The sequence below is a fragment of the Neorhizobium sp. SOG26 genome (assembly GCF_003491345.1).
GTDB classification, from domain to species: Bacteria; Pseudomonadota; Alphaproteobacteria; order Rhizobiales; family Rhizobiaceae; genus Neorhizobium; species Neorhizobium turbinariae.
On record NZ_CP025512.1, the window covers coordinates 1,074,016 to 1,090,800 of the forward strand.

Annotated in this window: 13 protein-coding genes; 8 read left to right on the top strand and 5 right to left on the bottom strand. The window is 61.6% G+C overall.

The features are described from left to right. Positions 1 to 19 precede the first annotated feature (19 nt). Entirely contained in the window at positions 20 to 424 is a 405-nt protein-coding gene (locus CYG48_RS05400) for a DUF4112 domain-containing protein (RefSeq protein ID WP_118849438.1), read from the top strand. A gap of 150 nt (positions 425 to 574) precedes the next feature. Next, positions 575 to 2,410, top strand: coding sequence for a dihydroxy-acid dehydratase (gene ilvD / locus CYG48_RS05405; protein WP_118849439.1), 1,836 nt, complete (start codon positions 575 to 577; stop codon positions 2,408 to 2,410). A gap of 3 nt (positions 2,411 to 2,413) precedes the next feature. Here the strand turns inward: ilvD and CYG48_RS05410 are convergent, their stop codons facing one another. Continuing rightward, positions 2,414 to 2,764 carry a lysozyme inhibitor LprI family protein gene (locus tag CYG48_RS05410; RefSeq protein ID WP_118849440.1) on the bottom strand — a complete coding sequence of 117 codons (351 nt, stop codon included), beginning with the start codon at positions 2,762 to 2,764 and terminating at the stop codon, positions 2,414 to 2,416. A 253-nt stretch (positions 2,765 to 3,017) separates the two neighbouring features. On the opposite strand from CYG48_RS05410, the gene CYG48_RS05415 reads away from it, so the two are divergent. After that, entirely contained in the window at positions 3,018 to 4,418 is a 1,401-nt protein-coding gene (locus tag CYG48_RS05415) for a DegQ family serine endoprotease (RefSeq protein WP_118849441.1), read from the top strand. Beyond that, a complete protein-coding gene (locus CYG48_RS05420; RefSeq protein WP_118849442.1) occupies positions 4,415 to 5,731 on the top strand; it encodes a replication-associated recombination protein A in 1,317 nt (438 codons plus the stop codon). The genes CYG48_RS05415 and CYG48_RS05420 overlap by 4 nt, the downstream gene beginning before the upstream one ends. Before the next feature lie 16 nt (positions 5,732 to 5,747). On the opposite strand, the gene CYG48_RS05425 is transcribed toward CYG48_RS05420, so the two are convergent. Together CYG48_RS05425 and CYG48_RS05430 are read right to left on the bottom strand one after the other, a co-directional pair. Continuing rightward, a complete protein-coding gene (locus CYG48_RS05425) occupies positions 5,748 to 6,059 on the bottom strand; it encodes a DUF1883 domain-containing protein (RefSeq protein WP_118849443.1) in 312 nt (103 codons plus the stop codon). Between the two features lie 339 nt (positions 6,060 to 6,398). After that, positions 6,399 to 6,617, bottom strand: coding sequence for a hypothetical protein (locus tag CYG48_RS05430; RefSeq protein ID WP_118849444.1), 219 nt, complete (start codon positions 6,615 to 6,617; stop codon positions 6,399 to 6,401). A 221-nt stretch (positions 6,618 to 6,838) separates the two neighbouring features. Here CYG48_RS05430 and ftsZ point away from each other — a divergent pair, with 221 nt between their 5' ends. The 4 genes from ftsZ to CYG48_RS05450 all read left to right on the top strand — a co-directional run bounded on the left by ftsZ (position 6,839) and on the right by CYG48_RS05450 (position 11,278). Then, the gene (gene ftsZ / locus CYG48_RS05435; protein WP_118851501.1) at positions 6,839 to 7,864 is read left to right on the top strand and encodes a cell division protein FtsZ; all 1,026 of its coding nucleotides are present in this window, start codon (positions 6,839 to 6,841) and stop codon (positions 7,862 to 7,864) included. A gap of 264 nt (positions 7,865 to 8,128) precedes the next feature. Further along, on the top strand, positions 8,129 to 8,764 hold the full coding sequence (locus CYG48_RS05440; RefSeq protein WP_245450419.1) for an outer membrane protein: 636 nt from the start codon (positions 8,129 to 8,131) through the stop codon (positions 8,762 to 8,764). Between the two features lie 378 nt (positions 8,765 to 9,142). Then, complete coding sequence (locus CYG48_RS05445; protein WP_118849446.1) at positions 9,143 to 9,508, top strand: hypothetical protein; 366 nt, start codon at positions 9,143 to 9,145, stop codon at positions 9,506 to 9,508. A 670-nt stretch (positions 9,509 to 10,178) separates the two neighbouring features. Beyond that, positions 10,179 to 11,278, top strand: a protein-coding gene (locus CYG48_RS05450) for an IS3 family transposase (RefSeq protein WP_118849447.1) whose coding sequence is annotated in 2 segments (ribosomal slippage) — positions 10,179 to 10,431 and positions 10,431 to 11,278 — 1,101 coding nt in all. Because the reading frame shifts where the segments join, the coding sequence is not laid out codon by codon here. A gap of 271 nt (positions 11,279 to 11,549) precedes the next feature. Here CYG48_RS05450 and CYG48_RS05460 read toward each other — a convergent pair. Next, positions 11,550 to 12,284, bottom strand: a complete 735-nt coding sequence (locus tag CYG48_RS05460) for a hypothetical protein (protein WP_118849449.1) — start codon at positions 12,282 to 12,284, stop codon at positions 11,550 to 11,552. A 300-nt stretch (positions 12,285 to 12,584) separates the two neighbouring features. Continuing rightward, the gene (locus tag CYG48_RS05465; RefSeq protein WP_118849450.1) at positions 12,585 to 16,415 is read right to left on the bottom strand and encodes a vitamin B12-dependent ribonucleotide reductase; all 3,831 of its coding nucleotides are present in this window, start codon (positions 16,413 to 16,415) and stop codon (positions 12,585 to 12,587) included. Positions 16,416 to 16,785: the final 370 nt, after the last annotated feature.

Sequence of the window (16,785 nt, forward strand, 5' to 3'; positions counted from 1 at the left end):
GGCGACAAGGAGAACTGCCATGGTGACACGTACATGGGATGCCGGGCGAAGCGACACCTTCACCGACCGTGCCGAGACACTCAAGCGCCTGCGACGGCTGGCCCGCCTTGCGCGGCTGATGGATACCGCCATCGGCATTCCGGGCACGCGGCTGCGCTTTGGTGCAGACTCTGTCATCGGCCTTCTACCGGTCGTGGGTGACGCCGGCGGCGCGCTCATCGGGCTCTACATCGTCAACGAAGCGCGGCGGCTTGGCCTTCCAGCCGACAAGCTGGTGCGGATGGTCGGCAACCTCGCGGCAGACTCGGTCCTTGGCAGCGTGCCACTGGCCGGTGACATCTTCGACGTCTTCTTCAAGTCGCACCGCCGCAACGTGCAGATCATCTTCGATCATCTCGGGATCGATCCAGCCGAGGTGCGGTAGGGCGTGCGCTCTGCGGGTCAACCGTACCGCTTTGGCCTGTCCTGATAGTGACATGATCGGGCGCTTCGGATAAAGAAAGCCGCAAAACAAAGGGGCTTTTTGCGCTCGGCCAACGGCTGGGCACCGGCCCGACGAGATCGAGGACACACCATGCCTGCTTATCGCTCCAGAACGACGACCCATGGCCGCAACATGGCCGGCGCGCGCGGACTATGGCGCGCAACGGGCATGAAGGATTCCGACTTCGGCAAGCCGATCATCGCGGTGGTGAACTCCTTCACCCAGTTCGTGCCGGGCCACGTCCACCTCAAGGACCTCGGCCAGCTCGTGGCGCGGGAAATCGAAGCCGCAGGTGGTGTCGCAAAGGAATTCAACACGATCGCCGTCGATGACGGCATCGCCATGGGTCATGACGGCATGCTGTACTCGTTGCCGTCGCGCGAAATCATCGCCGACTCCGTCGAATACATGGTCAACGCGCATTGCGCCGATGCCATGGTCTGCATCTCCAACTGCGACAAGATCACCCCCGGCATGCTGAATGCCGCCATGCGCCTCAACATCCCGGTGGTCTTCGTTTCCGGCGGCCCGATGGAAGCCGGCAAGGTGGTCCTGCAGGGCAAGACGGTAGCGCTTGACCTCGTAGACGCCATGGTCGCCGCGGCTGACGACAAGGTTTCGGACGAAGACGTCCAGGTCATCGAACGCTCGGCTTGCCCGACCTGCGGTTCCTGCTCCGGCATGTTCACGGCCAATTCCATGAACTGTCTCACCGAAGCGCTTGGCCTCTCGCTGCCCGGCAACGGCTCGACGCTCGCTACCCATTCGGACCGCAAGCGCCTGTTTGTTGAAGCCGGTCACCTGATCGTAGATCTCGCTCGCCGCTATTACGAGCAGGGCGACGAAAGCGTCCTGCCGCGCAACATCGCCACGAAGGAAGCCTTCGAAAACGCCATGTCGCTCGACATCGCCATGGGCGGCTCCACCAACACCGTGTTGCACATCCTCGCGGCCGCCCACGAAGGCGGCGTCGATTTCGGCATGGAAGACATCGACCGCCTGTCGCGCAAGGTGCCGTGCCTGTCCAAGGTCGCGCCTGCCAAACAGGACGTCCACATGGAAGACGTGCACCGCGCCGGCGGCATCATGCGCATCCTGGGCGAGCTCGACCGCGGCGGCCTGATCCACCGTGAATGCGCCACCGTCCACGAAACGACGCTCGGCGACGCGATCGACCGCTGGGACATCACCCGCACCAATTCGGAAACGGTCCGCGAGTTCTTCAAGGCAGCACCGGGCGGCGTGCCGACGCAGGTTGCCTTCTCGCAGTCGTCCCGTTGGGATGAGCTTGATACCGACAGCGAAAACGGCGTCATCCGCTCCGTCGAGAAGCCGTTCTCCAAGGACGGTGGCCTCGCCGTGCTTTACGGCAACATCGCGCTCGATGGCTGCATCGTGAAGACGGCTGGTGTCGATGAATCGATCCTGAAGTTCACCGGTCCTGCCGTTGTCTACGAAAGCCAGGACGCGGCCGTGAAGGGGATCCTCGGCAACGAGGTCAAGGCTGGCGACGTCGTGGTCATCCGCTACGAAGGCCCCAAGGGCGGCCCGGGCATGCAGGAAATGCTCTATCCGACGAGCTACCTGAAGTCGAAGGGACTGGGCAAGGCCTGCGCGCTGATCACCGATGGCCGCTTCTCCGGCGGCACCTCGGGTCTCTCGATCGGTCACGCCTCGCCGGAAGCCGCCCAGGGTGGCGCGATTGGCCTGGTGCGCCAGGGCGACCTCATCGAGATCGACATCCCGAACCGCACCATCAACCTCAAGGTTTCGGACGCTGATCTCGCGGCCCGCCGCCACGAGCAGGACGCGCTCGGCTGGAAGCCGGCGGCACCGCGCAAGCGCAATGTCACGACGGCGCTGAAGGCCTATGCGGCCTTCGCATCTTCGGCCGACAAGGGTGCCGTCCGTATCCTGCCGGAATAACGCTCAGAGCGGCCGGGCGATGTCGTTGAAGGCCTCGTCCAACTGCTTCATGCGTTCCGCGTAAGCCTCCTGCAGGCAGGCCACGTCTTCGGCGCAGGCCTGACGTTTCTTCAGCCACGCACTCTGCTCCTCTTTCAGCTTGTCGCGATTACCCATCGCGACGAGCGTCGTCAGGATGTCGAAGGTGGTCACCATCTTCACATCGGCATCGTTCAAGGAGCGGTTGTCGCAGATCATCTTCTCGTCGGGCGCCAGGTCGGCTCGCTCGCAATCGAAGCTCGCGGCAGACGCCATCTGCGGCAGGGGCACGGCCGCAAGGCCGATAAATGCAAGAGCTGTGACGATTGATCTCATGGCGTAAACTCCTTCTGCATCCGGCTCTGGAGCATCCGTCATCTCCAGCACCGCGTGCCTGGAAAGATGAGGCAGCCGCGCCGGATGGCAAGGCAAGGGCGGCCGGCGGTTGCCATTGGCGCTGCCATCCTAGAGGCTTTATATGGGGGAACGGGTCTCGACATCGCCTGTGCAACCGCGATTCTGACGCCTTTCTTTTTCAACCTGCCGCGCTACAAATCGACCGGACTTTCTGACGCTTGAGAGGAATAATATGCTGAACATGCCGCGCCGCGTGTCGATCGGTCTTCTTGCCCTCCTGGTAGCCATGCCCGTCAACGTGCTGGCCCAGGAGCAGCGGGCGGTGCCGCAAAGCCGCCAGGAGATGCAGCTTTCCTTCGCGCCGCTGGTGAAGCAGGCAGCCGGTGCTGTGGTCAACGTTTATGCCGAGCGCATCGTGCGGCGCATGAACCCCTTCGCTGGCGATCCCTTCTTCGAGCAGTTCTTCGGCCAGCGGATGCCAAACCGCTCCGAGAAGCAGTCCTCGCTCGGTTCCGGCGTCATCCTTGCCGAAGGGATGGTTGTCACCAACAACCACGTCATTGAAGGCGCCGACGACATCAAGATCGCGCTCGCCGACGGCCGCGAATTTCCCTGTGAGATTCTGTTGAAGGACGAGAGCCTGGACTTGGCAGTGCTGCGCATCAAGTCGAAGGAGCGGTTCCCCATCATGCCGCTGGGCGATTCTGACCGCACGGAAGTGGGTGACCTGGTGCTGGCGATCGGCAACCCGTTTGGTGTCGGCCAGACGGTGACGAGCGGCATCGTGTCGGCGCTCGCGCGCAACCAGGTGCGCTCCGGCGACTTCGGCTTCTTCATCCAGACGGATGCCTCGATCAACCCGGGTAACTCCGGCGGCGCGCTGATGAACATGAATGGCGAACTGCTCGGCATCAACACGGCGATCTTCTCGCGCGGAGGTGGTTCGAACGGCATCGGCTTTGCCATCCCATCCAACCTGGTAAAGGTTTTCCTGGCCGCCGCTGCCGAAGGCAAGACGACCTTCGAGCGCCCGTTCGTTGGCGCGACGTTTGATGCGGTCACCTCCGATGTCGCCGAAGCGTTGGGCCTCAAAGCAGCGCGCGGTGCGCTGGTCGTTCGCGTCGTCGAAGGCGGTCCGGCAGACCGCGCCGGGTTGAAGCCTGGCGAGGTCATCACTGCCGTCAATGGCATCTCGGTCGAGCATCCGGATGCCTTGGGGTACCGTCTGACAACCGCCGGCCTTGGCAAGCAGGCGACGCTGACTGTCCAGACCGGCGCCGGCCAGCGGCAGGTGAACCTTGCGCTCAACACCGCGCCGGAAACGGTGCCGCGCGAAGAACGGCTCCTGGAGGGCCGAAACCCGTTTGCCGGGCTGCGCGTGGCAAACCTCTCGCCGAAGCTCGCCACCGAGATGCGTATCCCGGCTGAAAAGGCAGGCGTTGTTGTCACCGATGTCGTGCGCGGTTCGCCTGCTGCACGCTATGGCTTCCAGCCGAAGGACATCGTCATCTCGCTCAACGGCACGACCGTGACCTCCACCAAGGCGCTGGAAGCCATGCTCGACGACAATCCCGGCTTCTGGCGGGTCGAGATCGAGCGAGATGGCCAGCGGATCCGGCAGTTCTTCCGATGAGTGGTGATCTCTTCGCGCCGAAGGTGCCGGACGAGGTGGCCAACCGGCGGCCTCTGGCCGACCGCCTTCGCCCGAAGACATTGGGGGAAGTGGCCGGACAGGCGCACCTGACGGGCGAAGACGGCGTGCTGCGGCGGATGATCGCTTCCGGCTCGCTGGGGTCGATGATCTTCTGGGGCCCGCCCGGCACGGGCAAGACCACTGTCGCGCGGCTCCTGTCTGGAGAGGCGGGGCTCGCCTTCGAGCAGATCTCGGCGATCTTTTCCGGCGTGGCGGACCTGAAGAAGGTGTTCGAGGCGGCACGCCTGCGCCGCATGGACGGGCGCCAGACGCTGCTCTTCGTTGACGAGATCCATCGCTTCAACCGCGCCCAGCAGGACAGCTTCCTGCCCGTCATGGAGGACGGCACCGTCATCCTCATCGGTGCCACGACGGAAAATCCCTCTTTCGAGCTCAATGCCGCTCTTCTGTCGCGGGCCCGGGTTCTGACCTTCCGCTCGCATGATGAAGACAGCTTGCGCGAGCTTCTTGGCCGTGCCGAGGAAGTCGAGAAAAGGCCGCTGCCGCTCGACGAGGGCGCCAGGGAAGCCTTGGTCCGTATGGCCGATGGCGATGGCCGCGCCGTGCTGACGCTGGCAGAGGAAGTCTGGCGGGCGGCCCGACCCGACGAGGTGTTTGACACAGCAGCGCTGACGGAGATCGTCCAGCGTCGCGCCCCGGTCTATGACAAGGCGCAGGACGGGCACTACAACCTCATTTCGGCGCTTCACAAATCGGTTCGCGGTTCCGATCCGGATGCCGCGCTCTATTATCTGGCACGCATGTTCGACGCCGGCGAGGATCCACTTTATCTCGGGCGTCGGCTGGTCCGGATGGCGGTGGAGGACATCGGACTTGCCGATCCGCAGGCGCTGGTGATCTGCAATGCTGCCAAGGACGCCTATGATTATCTCGGTTCGCCGGAAGGCGAACTGGCCCTGGCGCAGGCTTGTGTCTACCTGGCGAGCGCGCCGAAATCCAACGCGGTCTACACAGCCTTCAAGGCGGCGACGCGGGCGGCGAAGGAAAACGGCTCGCTGCTGCCACCGAAGCATATCCTGAATGCGCCGACGAAGCTGATGAAGGGCGAGGGCTACGGCGATGGTTATCGCTACGACCATGATGAACCCGACGCTTTCTCCGGACAGGATTATTTTCCGGAGAAGATGGGGCGGCAGGTGTTTTACGATCCGCCGGAGCGTGGTTTCGAGCGTGAGATCCGCAAGCGGCTGGACTGGTGGGCGAAGCTTCGCAAGGAGCGAAACGGCGGATAACCTCTGAGGCTGGAGCTTAAGAAGCCTGTTTCTGCCCGGCGTTGGCGGGAACGGCCATGATCTTGAGCGAGGACTCCGCCAGTCCGTGATGGCCTTCCATGTCGATGATGACGTGCCAGTGGCCGCTGTCGGGAATGACGAGCCGGACAGGTGAGCGACGCGCCACGCCGCCGATATATTTGAAATCGAGGCGCTCGGTAAAACGCTGGAAATTGCCAGCGGTCATCAGGCGGACGTTGTTCACGCCGTTCAGGGTCACCTCGACCACCGTACCAGCGCGCTGGGCCTTCAGATCGTAATGTGTGAACCGGAAATTCGGGGTGGCCATGCCTGCCTCATGCCGCCAGGATAAAAGTCCGTCAACCTTAACGATCCGCCGTTAACGAAATGTGGAACCGATTGCCAAGTTGCGGGTTAAGTCCATGAAAACAGACATGCATGGCAACACAAGGCCATGCCAAACGAGGCGATCTTCGTCCCCTGCGGTTGCCTCAACAACCATAAATTTTTGACCTCCACTTCAACATCCCGCCGGCTCCCCAGGCGGGATTTTTCTTGTTCGGTTGCCAGCGGCAAAGCGGCTGCTTTCCAACGCATGACACAGCAATAGCCCGAGGCGTGGATGCGCCCCGGGATGCTTTTGAGAATCATCTGGATTGAGCGGAGATCAGTGCCGCCGGTTACGGGGAAGCAGTTCGGTGCGCCTCAACTCATCGATGGCGGAGACAGCGTCCTCGACCCGCCAACCGGCCTTGACCGCAGCGGCGATCATCTTGACCTCGGCTTCTTCTTCCAAAGCCAGGAAAAGTGGCTCGAGGGCTTCCTGGGCAGTGAGGATATGTTCTTCCGGGGAAGGGACAGACGCGCGTGCGGCGAACGTAGGCATGGTACGCTATGCTCCTCTCTTCTTTTTGTGATCGAATCTTTAGAATAGCGCTGCCTCGCGGAAGTTCCCGCCAAGCTGTGGAAAATTTCGCTTTCGGGCCTCCCTTGATGCTGCTCTTGTTCTTTCGCCCAGCCTCTGCCTAGTTGCACAGCTAAAATACCGCTGATTCGGGTGGCGGGGAAGTCGCCCGCCGGCTTGCGCCGATGCCCAAGGAGATGACGATGACGGACGGCAAGAAATTCCAGATTACCGAGATGCGGCCGAAGATCACCGTGATCGGTGTCGGCGGTGGCGGCGGCAACGCCATCAACAACATGATCGCCGAGGAACTGGCCGGCGTCGATTTCATCGCGGCCAATACCGACGCGCAGGTGCTTGCCACCTCGAAGGCATCGCGCCGCATCCAGCTCGGTGCGCATGTGACCGAAGGGCTCGGCGCCGGCTCGCTGCCGGAAATCGGCCGCGCCGCTGCCGAAGAATCGATCGACGAGATCATGGATCATCTCTCCGGCTCGCATATGTGTTTCGTGACGGCCGGCATGGGCGGCGGCACGGGCACCGGTGCCGCGCCGATCATCGCCCAGGCGGCCCGCAATGCTGGCATCCTGACAGTGGGCGTCGTGACCAAGCCGTTTACCTTCGAAGGCAACCGCCGCATGAAGACGGCCGAAGCCGGGATCGAGGAACTGCGTCGTGCGGCCGACACCGTCATCGTCATTCCGAACCAGAACCTGTTCCGCATTGCTGACGCCAAGACGACCTTTGCCGATGCCTTCATGACCGCCGACAAGGTGCTGTTCTCCGGCGTTGGCTGCATCACCGATCTCATCGTCAAGGAAGGCCTGATCAACCTCGACTTCGCCGACGTGAAGTCGGTGATGAAGGGCATGGGCCGCGCGATGATGGGCACCGGCGAAGCCTCCGGCGACGGCCGCGCGCTGACGGCCGCCGAAGCGGCGATTGCCAACCCGCTGCTCGACGACATTTCGATGAAGGGCGCCAAGGGCGTGCTGATCTCCATCTCCGGCGGCTCCGACATGACGCTGTTCGAGGTCGACGAAGCCGCAAGCCGTATCCGTGACGAGGTCATGGACGAGGCCGACATCGTGGTGGGCGCGATCTTCGACCGCAACCTCGACGGCAAGTTCCGCGTCTCGGTGGTGGCGACTGGCCTCGACGGCGATGAACTGGCCGTCGCTGCCGGAACCCAGCCCGGCATGCAGCCGGCGCCGCGTATCCTGCAGTAAGAATTCCGGTCCATTCTTGATGAAAACACGCGGTGACGAGCCGCGTGTTTTTGCGTTTTTGCAAGGGTTACAAATTGTTGATCGAAGGCCGGCGGGCGAGGGCGGTTCGGTTAAGGGACTCTTTAGAGATTCGTGAAAATGGTTCGCAAGACGCAGGCGACATGACCCGAAGGGCTGACGTGGGGAGTCGCGACGACTGCGGACCGTGAATGAAAAGAACCGCCTCCGTCCTTGTTTCGACGCGGGCTTTGTATGGAGTAAAGCATGACCATGATGAAGACGCCCTTCGCGCTGGCAATCGTCGCCGCATTTTTCGCTACCCCCCTCTCGGCTGCAGACCTGACCAACTATTCCGAGCCGCCGATGGCAAACGACGCGATCACCGGCCCGAGCTCCGGTTGGGGTGGCGCCTATGTCGGTGGCGATCTCGGCATGGCTTCGCGCAAGCTGAACCCGTTTGACGGCGACAAGGGCCTGGTTGTCGGCGTGCACGGCGGCTACAATGTCGACCTCGACAGCGGCGTCATCGGTGCCGAAATCGAGGCGAGCCACCTTGGCAACGTCAAGAGCCGCGTTCCGAACGGCAACATCAAGGAGCAGGGCCGCGTTGCCGCCAAGGCAAAGGCGGGCGTCGGCTTCAACGAAACGCTTGTTTACGGCACGGCCGGTGTTGCTCTGACGAGCTTCAAGGATCACAACGGCACGAACGGCCCGGACGGCTGGAAGCCGGGCTGGATCCTCGGCGCGGGCGTCGAGCAGAAGCTTTCCGACAACCTCTCGGCTCGCTTTGAATACAACTACACCATGACCAACGACGTGCGCAGCACGACGGGTGGCGTCGCCTCGCGCACTGACGTTCGCGACCAGACGCTCAAGGCTGGCGTGAACTACAAGTTCTAGTCTGAATGATGGGGAGGCACTGCCTCCCCATTTTCTTATTGCGGCCCTGCTACTTCCTGCAAGTGCCTGCCTTGTCCTTGGCGAGGCATTCATTGCACAACTCGCCCCCGGCGGGTTTCGAAGGCTTCTCCTCGTAATCGCTTGTTGGCCAATTGTTGCAATTGCTGCACCAGTGCCAAGTGTCTTTTCCCTTCCGTTTTCTGTACGCCATGCCATCCTCCTTGGTTCGGCAGGAGGACGCTACGCGCAACCGGTCGCGTCTGCCACGAACCGCGTGCACGCGCTGGTTGGTGTTGTGGCGCGTTCTGCGTGTATCGCCGCCACTTCGGAACTTCACCCGCGCCCGCCGGTTTTTGCTCCTCAACAAGGAGACGAGACGTGCGCTTCATTCCGACATCCGTCCACGGCATCGCCGATTATCTCGTATGCCTCGGCATGATCATCATGGCCTTTGTCGCCGGGGCGCAAGGGGCGGGGTTTGCCGCCTTCGTGATCCTGGGTTGCTTCGGCATCCTCTACTCCCTGTTCACCGATTATGAGCTTGGCTGGAAATCCTACCTGTCGATGCCGGCGCATCTGGCGCTCGATGCCGGCTTTGCCGTCGTGATGCTGGTCCTGCCTTTCCTCGTCGACCTGCCGCCTATGCTTTACCGCTCAAGCTTCGTCATTGCGGTGCTAGCGGCCGCGCTGGTGCTGACGACGCGGATGCGACCTGGGCCGGCGAGGGCGGAGCCGATGGTGTGAACCCTTGGGTGGTATCCGGTGGTGGCGGGGAATGGACGGAGTCCTCCCTTGGCGATCCTCAAAGTTTTGTTTCGGACGGGGCGCTGAAAGCTGCCTCGTAAGTTTTAGTTTATGTGACACCTTTCAGCGCCCCGTTCGGCGGTTTTTGCCCGCGACTTGGGTCTCTCTGCGAGGATCTTGAAGGACGGTGTTTTCCGCCGGTTGCCGGGCGCCTTGGGTTTTTCGCCCCAGGCATCCCGTCGGACCCAGGGGTCCGGCGACACCATCCTCTCTGACCCCCATGTGTGCCGCACAGGCACGTCCGACGCGCTCTTTCGGGCATCAGAAGCAGTGGGTGGTCCGTTCCCGCCTGCTTCCCCCGTCTCGCCGGAGGGAGACCATTTTCCGCGAACCCCGATGATGAAGGTTCACGTCCTCCCTTCACCCCCGGCGCCGGCCCCGCATGGCTGGCACGCCTGCCAGCGTATCCGATGCGGAACGAGGCCATTGTAGGAGCGGGTTCTGGGGGCGTGGAAAATCGAGGGTGGTTTTTGGGCTAAGTGATTGAGGTTGTTGAAGGTGGGGTGCGAAATTTTCCACGGGCGCGGATTGAGTGCATTACCCCCTTGACCTGAGCCCCTGAACTTCCTCCAGAATTTGGTAGAGTCCGTCACAGCTAGGAGACGGACGGATGAAGCGTTCACGGTTCACGGAAGAACAGATCATCGGGATATTGAAGGAGCAGGAGGCGGGCGCGAAGACAGTTGATGTCTGCCGCAAGCACGGCATCTCGGATGCGACCTTCTACAAATACAAGGCGAAGTACGGCGGCATGGACGTGTCGGATGCGCGCAAGCTGAAAGCGCTTGAGGACGAGAATGCCAAACTGAAGAAGCTGCTCGCCGAGGCCATGCTGGACAATGCGATCCTTAAGGATGTCGCTGCAAAAAAATGGTGACGCCCGATGTGAAGCGGGATGCGGTGGCTCATGTCTGTGTGCAGCACGGGGTGAGCCAGCGTCGGGCGTGCGAGGTTCTGTCGGTTGATCGTTCGAGCATGCGGTATCGCAGCGTGCGGCCTGACGATGCGGTCATTCGTGAGGCGATGAAGAAGGTGGCATCTGAGCGACGCCGCTTCGGTTATCGCCGTATCCACGTCATGCTGGGCCGGCAGGGGATCGTCATGAACCTGAAGAAGCTTCGGCGTCTCTACCGGGAGGAGAAGCTGACGGTGCGCAAGCGTGGCGGCCGAAAACGGGCCTTGGGGACAAGGCGGCCTCTGGCTCTGCCCTTACGCCCCAATGAGCGCTGGAGCCTGGACTTTGTCAGCGATGCCTTCACCGACGGTCGCCGGTTTCGGGTGCTGGCGGTCGTCGACGACTTCAGCCGTGAATGCCTGTGCCTGGTGGCAGACACATCGCTGTCTGGCGCAAGGCTGGCTCGGGAACTGGATAGTCTCATCGCCAGACGCGGAAGACCGAGGACGATCGTCTCGGACAACGGCACGGAGATGACCAGCATGGCCATCCTCAAATGGTGCCAGGAGACCAAGGTCGACTGGCACTACATCGCCCCCGGCAAGCCGATGCAGAACGGCTTCGTCGAAAGCTTCAACGGCAGCTTCCGTGACGAGTGCCTGAATGAGACGCTGTTCTCGTCGCTCACCCAGGCCCGCGCCGCCATCACTGCATGGAAGGAGGATTACAACAGGAACAGACCGCACTCGTCGCTGGGCAATATCACCCCCAGCGAATTCGCAATGAAAATGGCTATGGAAAAACAGGCCGCATGAGGCCAGATTGAAAACCCAGACTCTCTCGAAAACTGGAGGGAAGTTGGGTCTCAGGCCACCCTCACCAAGCTCACCTCGCCGATAGGCTTTGCCTCTTGGGGGCTCACGCCTTCGCGCGGGACGCGCTCAGGCCTCCGTTCGTTGAAATCAACTTCATTGATTTCCGACCTTCGGCCATCACTCCGGATCCTCTCCCGCCAGGGGAGAGGATAGTTCGCCCAGAGAGGGGCCTGGAGAGTGGCGGAACTGGGGGCCACGCTCCAGCTTATTGTCAACTGCGTCGAGTTGCCACTTTCTCCAATATGCTGAGCTTCCTCAAACGAATTGGTTCCCACCGATCCGCGATCTCTTGGGCGATCGATGTAAGTTGCTTTCTTCGCTGAGTGAAGCGTGGTGCGCCAAAGTGAACCCTTCGCGAAAACACATCACCTACAGAGCATATGCCAGGATCCGCCGCGCCTAGATGGTCAAGCTGTTGTTCCACATACCAGTGAATAGCTGTGGCGAATAACACGCCACGTTCAGCGTCTGTCCCGGAGTGCAGAGGGAAGGATCTGCTATAGTACGGTTTCACAACACCTATTGATCGCTCTTTGAAGCCTTTCTTGGCTTGAACTGCCACGACATTTGGCTTGACGCGAACAGAGATACCCCCAATCTCGAAATCCTTCGGAAGATTCGGAGCCAGTAGAAGTTCAGCCTCCGTGGGCCATCTCATTTCTCGTGTGTGAGCGATGGCATCGTGTGCGTTGAGAATCCGATCCTCTTGGTGGTTCGTGTGAACTTCTTGCCTCTTGAACTGCTCATCAAGCTCTACGAGGCGAGCGTCGCTGCTGCAATGCGAAGCTAAAAAGTGGCAGGCAGCCTTCTCGATTTCAGGATATTTGGTGTCAAGGATGAAGACTGGCGGCGTCAACGCGTTCTCAATTATTGAGGCACGTCGCTGAGGAGACGCGAATGCATACTCCACCAGTTTTGCAATGGTGATGATCTTGGTCGATGTCATACGGCATATTCTTTCTGCGCACATTGTTGCGCTTCGGATAAACACCTCGCCCAACTCGACACCGAGAAAGACTCTCCGTACAGTGACCTTGCTACAGGGTGGAGAGCTTCTCTTTGCCCCACGAGAGCGACAGCTTGTTCGTGGTATCCAAAGCCGAGACTGCCAGGTCTCGGCTTTGGTGTTTCTAGGGTCGCCAAATGTAGGCTTCTGCCCTCGATTGGTTCTCTAGAGACACAAAAAGCCCAGGGTAACAGACCCTGGGCTTTCTGGTCGTTCATATCCGGGACTCCGAGTTGCTCCTCAAGAGCACCCGCTCGTTGCGCCGCAGGTGTCGCACTTCTCGCAGGTGCCGTTGCGCACCATGGTGAAGTTCTGGCACTCGGAGCACATGTTGCCCGTGTAGCCCTGCGCGATCGAGCGCATGCGGCGTTCGTTTTCCACCTTCTTGGCTTCCGTCTTGGCAGCGGCGGCATCGGCCTCGGCCTTGTCGGAGAAGAGGGCGGTGGCAGCCTGGGCGCTTTCCGGCGCGAGGTTGGCATCCACGTCGCTCGCCTCATCGGCGATCTCTTCGGCCAGTTCCTTGGCGCGCTCCTCGTAATCGCGCTTGAAGGCGACGATTTCCGAGGTCGAGACGGCAGTCGTCGGTTCCAGCTTGCGGGCCGCGGAGCCTGCAAACGAGGTGACGTTGGCCGATGCGCGGGCAGGGGCGGCGGTTGCAGCACCCTTCGGCTCGCTGCCGGTCAGCCGGTCGCCGCCATTGTTGGAGACGAGCGTCGGCTTGTAGCCGCGGGTCCAGCCGGTGGAGATCAGGTTGGTCTTGCCTTCCGAAATCCCCTTGCCCAGTGCGGTGTTGGAGAAGTCCGACGTATCGACATGCGCCAGATCGTGGCGGCCGAGATAGGACACGGCGAGTTCGCGGAACACGTAGTCGAGGATCGAGGTGGCGTTCTTGATCGCGTCGTTTCCGGTGACGATGCCGGCCGGCTCGAACTTGGTGAAGGTGAAGGCCTCCACATATTCTTCCAGCGGCACGCCGTACTGGAGACCGAGCGAGATGGCGATGGCGAAGTTGTTCATCATCGCGCGGAAGGCAGCCCCTTCCTTGTGCATGTCGATGAAGATCTCGCCGAGGCGGCCGTCGCCGAATTCACCGGTGCGCAGATACACCTTGTGGCCACCGACATTGGCCTTCTGGGTGTAACCCTGGCGGCGGTTCGGCAGCTTTTCGCGTTCGCGGGTGACGCGTTCAACGACCCGCTCGACGATCTTTTCGGTGATCTGCACGGCCTGGGCAGCGATCGGCTGCTGCATCAGTTCCTCGACAGCCTCTTCCGCATCGTCCTCGTCGATCAACGAGGCGTTGAGCGGCTGGGACAGCTTGGAGCCATCGCGGTAAAGGGCGTTTGCCTTCAGCGCGAGCTTCCAGGACAGCATGTAGGCTGCACCGCAATCTTCCACGGTCGCGTCGTTCGGCATGTTGATCGTCTTGGAGATCGCACCCGAGATGAACGGTTGGGCAGCCGCCATCATGCGGATGTGGCTCTCGACCGACAGGTAACGCTTGCCGATCTTGCCGCAGGGGTTGGCGCAATCGAAGACCGGCAGGTGCTCGGGCTTGAGGAAGGGCGCGCCTTCCAGCGTCATCGCACCGCAGACATGGATGTTGGCCGCTTCGATGTCCTTCCTGGAGAAGCCGATGTGCTCGAGCAGGTTGAAGCTCATGTCCGAGAGCTGCTCGTCGGTGACGCCAAGCGTGTTCTTCAGGAAGTCGGCGCCGAGCGTCCACTGGTTGAAGACGAACTTGATGTCGAAGGCGGCCTTGGTGGCGCCGTTGATCGCGGCGATCTTCTCGTCGGTGAAGCCCTTGGCCTTCAGCGAACCGGGGTTGATGCCGGGCGCCTGGTTGATGTTGCCGTGGCCAACCGCATAGGCCTCGATCTCGGCGATCTGGCTTTCGGTGTAGCCGAGTGTGCGAAGCGCTGCCGGAACCGCGCCGTTGATGATCTTGAAGTAGCCGCCGCCGGCGAGCTTCTTGAACTTCACGAGCGCGAAGTCAGGCTCGATGCCGGTGGTGTCGCAGTCCATGACGAGGCCAATCGTGCCGGTCGGCGCGATGACGGAAACCTGGGCGTTGCGGTAGCCGTGCTTTTCACCAAGCTCCAGCGCCTTGTCCCAGGCGGCCTTGGCATGGGCTGCCAGATCCTGATCCGGGTTTTCGGCGTGGTTGAGCGGCACCGGATTGACCGACAGCGACTCGTAACCGGAGGTTTCGCCGTAAGCGGCGCGGCGATGGTTGCGGATGACGCGCAGCATGCTTTCGCGGTTCGGCGCGAACTGCGGGAAGGGGCCGAGCTCGGAGGCCATTTCCGCCGAGGTGGCGTAGGAAATGCCGGTCATGATGGCGGTGAGCGAACCGGCGATCGCACGGCCTTCAGGCGAGTCATACGGGATGCCGGAGGACATCAGCAGGCCGCCGATATTGGCATAACCGAGGCCGAGGGTGCGGTATTCGTAAGAGAGTTCGGCAATACGCTTCGACGGGAACTGCGCCATCATCACCGAGATTTCGAGCACAATGGTCCACAGGCGCGTGGCGTGTTCGTAGTCGGCGATGTTGATGCGGCCGGTTGCCTTGTCCTTGAACTGCAGGAGGTTCATGGAGGCAAGGTTGCAGGCCGTGTCGTCGAGGAACATGTATTCCGAGCACGGGTTGGAGCCGCGGATCGGACCACCGGCCGGCGAGGTGTGCCAGTCGTTCATCGTGGTGTTGAAGTGGATGCCGGGATCCGCCGACGCCCAGGCGGCGTAGGAGATCTGCTCCCAGAGATCGCGGGCCTTCAGCGTCTTCATGACCTTGCCGTCCTTGCGGGCGGTGAGGTTCCATTCGCCATCGTTCTCGACGGCGCGCAGGAAGTCGTCCTTCAGCGAAACGGAGTTGTTGGAGTTCTGGCCGGAGACGGTGAGGTAGGCTTCCGAATCCCAGTCGGTGTCATAGGTCTTGAACTCGAGGTCCTTGTAGCCCTGGCGTGCGAACTGGATGACGCGGCCGACATAGTTTTCCGGAACCATGTCCTTCTTGGCGGCCTTGATCTCGCGCTTCAGGGCAGGGTTCTTGTTCGGGTCGAAGCAATCGTCGCCATCGGCCTCGCAGTTGACGCAGGCCTTCATGATCGCCTTCAGGTGCTTGGCGACGATCTTGGAGCCGGTGACGAGGGCGGCAACCTTCTGTTCCTCGCGAACCTTCCAGTTGATGTATTCCTCGATATCCGGATGGTCGATATCGACAACCACCATCTTGGCGGCACGGCGCGTGGTGCCGCCGGACTTGATGGCGCCCGCGGCACGGTCGCCGATCTTGAGGAAGGACATCAGGCCCGACGAGCGGCCACCGCCCGACAAGCGTTCGCCTTCGCCGCGCAGGTGGGAGAAGTTGGAGCCGGTGCCGGAGCCATACTTGAAGAGGCGCGCTTCACGCACCCACAGGTCCATGATGCCGCCTTCGTTGACGAGGTCGTCCTCGACGGACTGGATGAAGCAGGCGTGCGGCTGCGGATGTTCGTAAGCCGACTTCGACTTCGTCAGCTTGCCGGTGAAGGGGTCGACATAGAAGTGGCCTTGGCCGGGGCCATCGATGCCATAGGCCCAGTGCATGCCCGTGTTGAACCACTGCGGGCTGTTCGGCGCGACGCGCTGGGTGGCGAGCATATAGGCAAGTTCGTCGCGGAAGGCGCGCGCATCGTCCTCGGAGGAGAAATACTTGCCCTTCCAGCCCCAGTAGGTCCAGGTGCCGGCAAGGCGATCGAAAACCTGGCGCGCATCGGTTTCAGAACCGTAGCGTTCACCTTCCGGCAGTTCGGCAAGCGCCTTCTCGTCGGCAACCGAGCGCCACAGGAAGGACGGAACGTCGTTTTCCTCGACCTTCTTCAGGATCTTCGGAACGCCGGCCTTGCGGAAATACTTCTGCGCCAGAACATCGGTCGCGACCTGGCTGAACTGCGCCGGCACGTCGATGTCCGCGAGCCTGAAGACGATGGAGCCATCGGGATTACGGATTTCGCTGACGGCCTTGCGGAACTCAATCCCGCCATAGGCGCCGGTTTCCGGCTTGGTAAAACGACGTTCGATGCGCATTGCCTTATCCTCGTCAGTTGGCGCCACGCCGGGCGCACCTATCCGCGCCGGCTGCTCTCCATCATGGGCAGCCGGGTCAAACTCCATCATCCAGAATCATCTTGGATGCACAAACTGTATGTTGTGTTGGATCGTGGCTGCAAGCACTAAATATAGTGTTAACAGGATATTTCCACCAGTGCCAGCACTGTTGCGCCACCAAATCGTGAAGACACGGGAAACCGTTTGCCGAACAGCCGCTCGAGGCTGATCGCCATGCGCATTTTCCCGTCCAACTCGAAAAAGAACCGGCCTCGTTAGCTCCGGTCCAGTCGCCGCCGCAACATGAAAAGCAATGTGTTCCGGCCACTCGGATTCGTCAAGGCGTAGA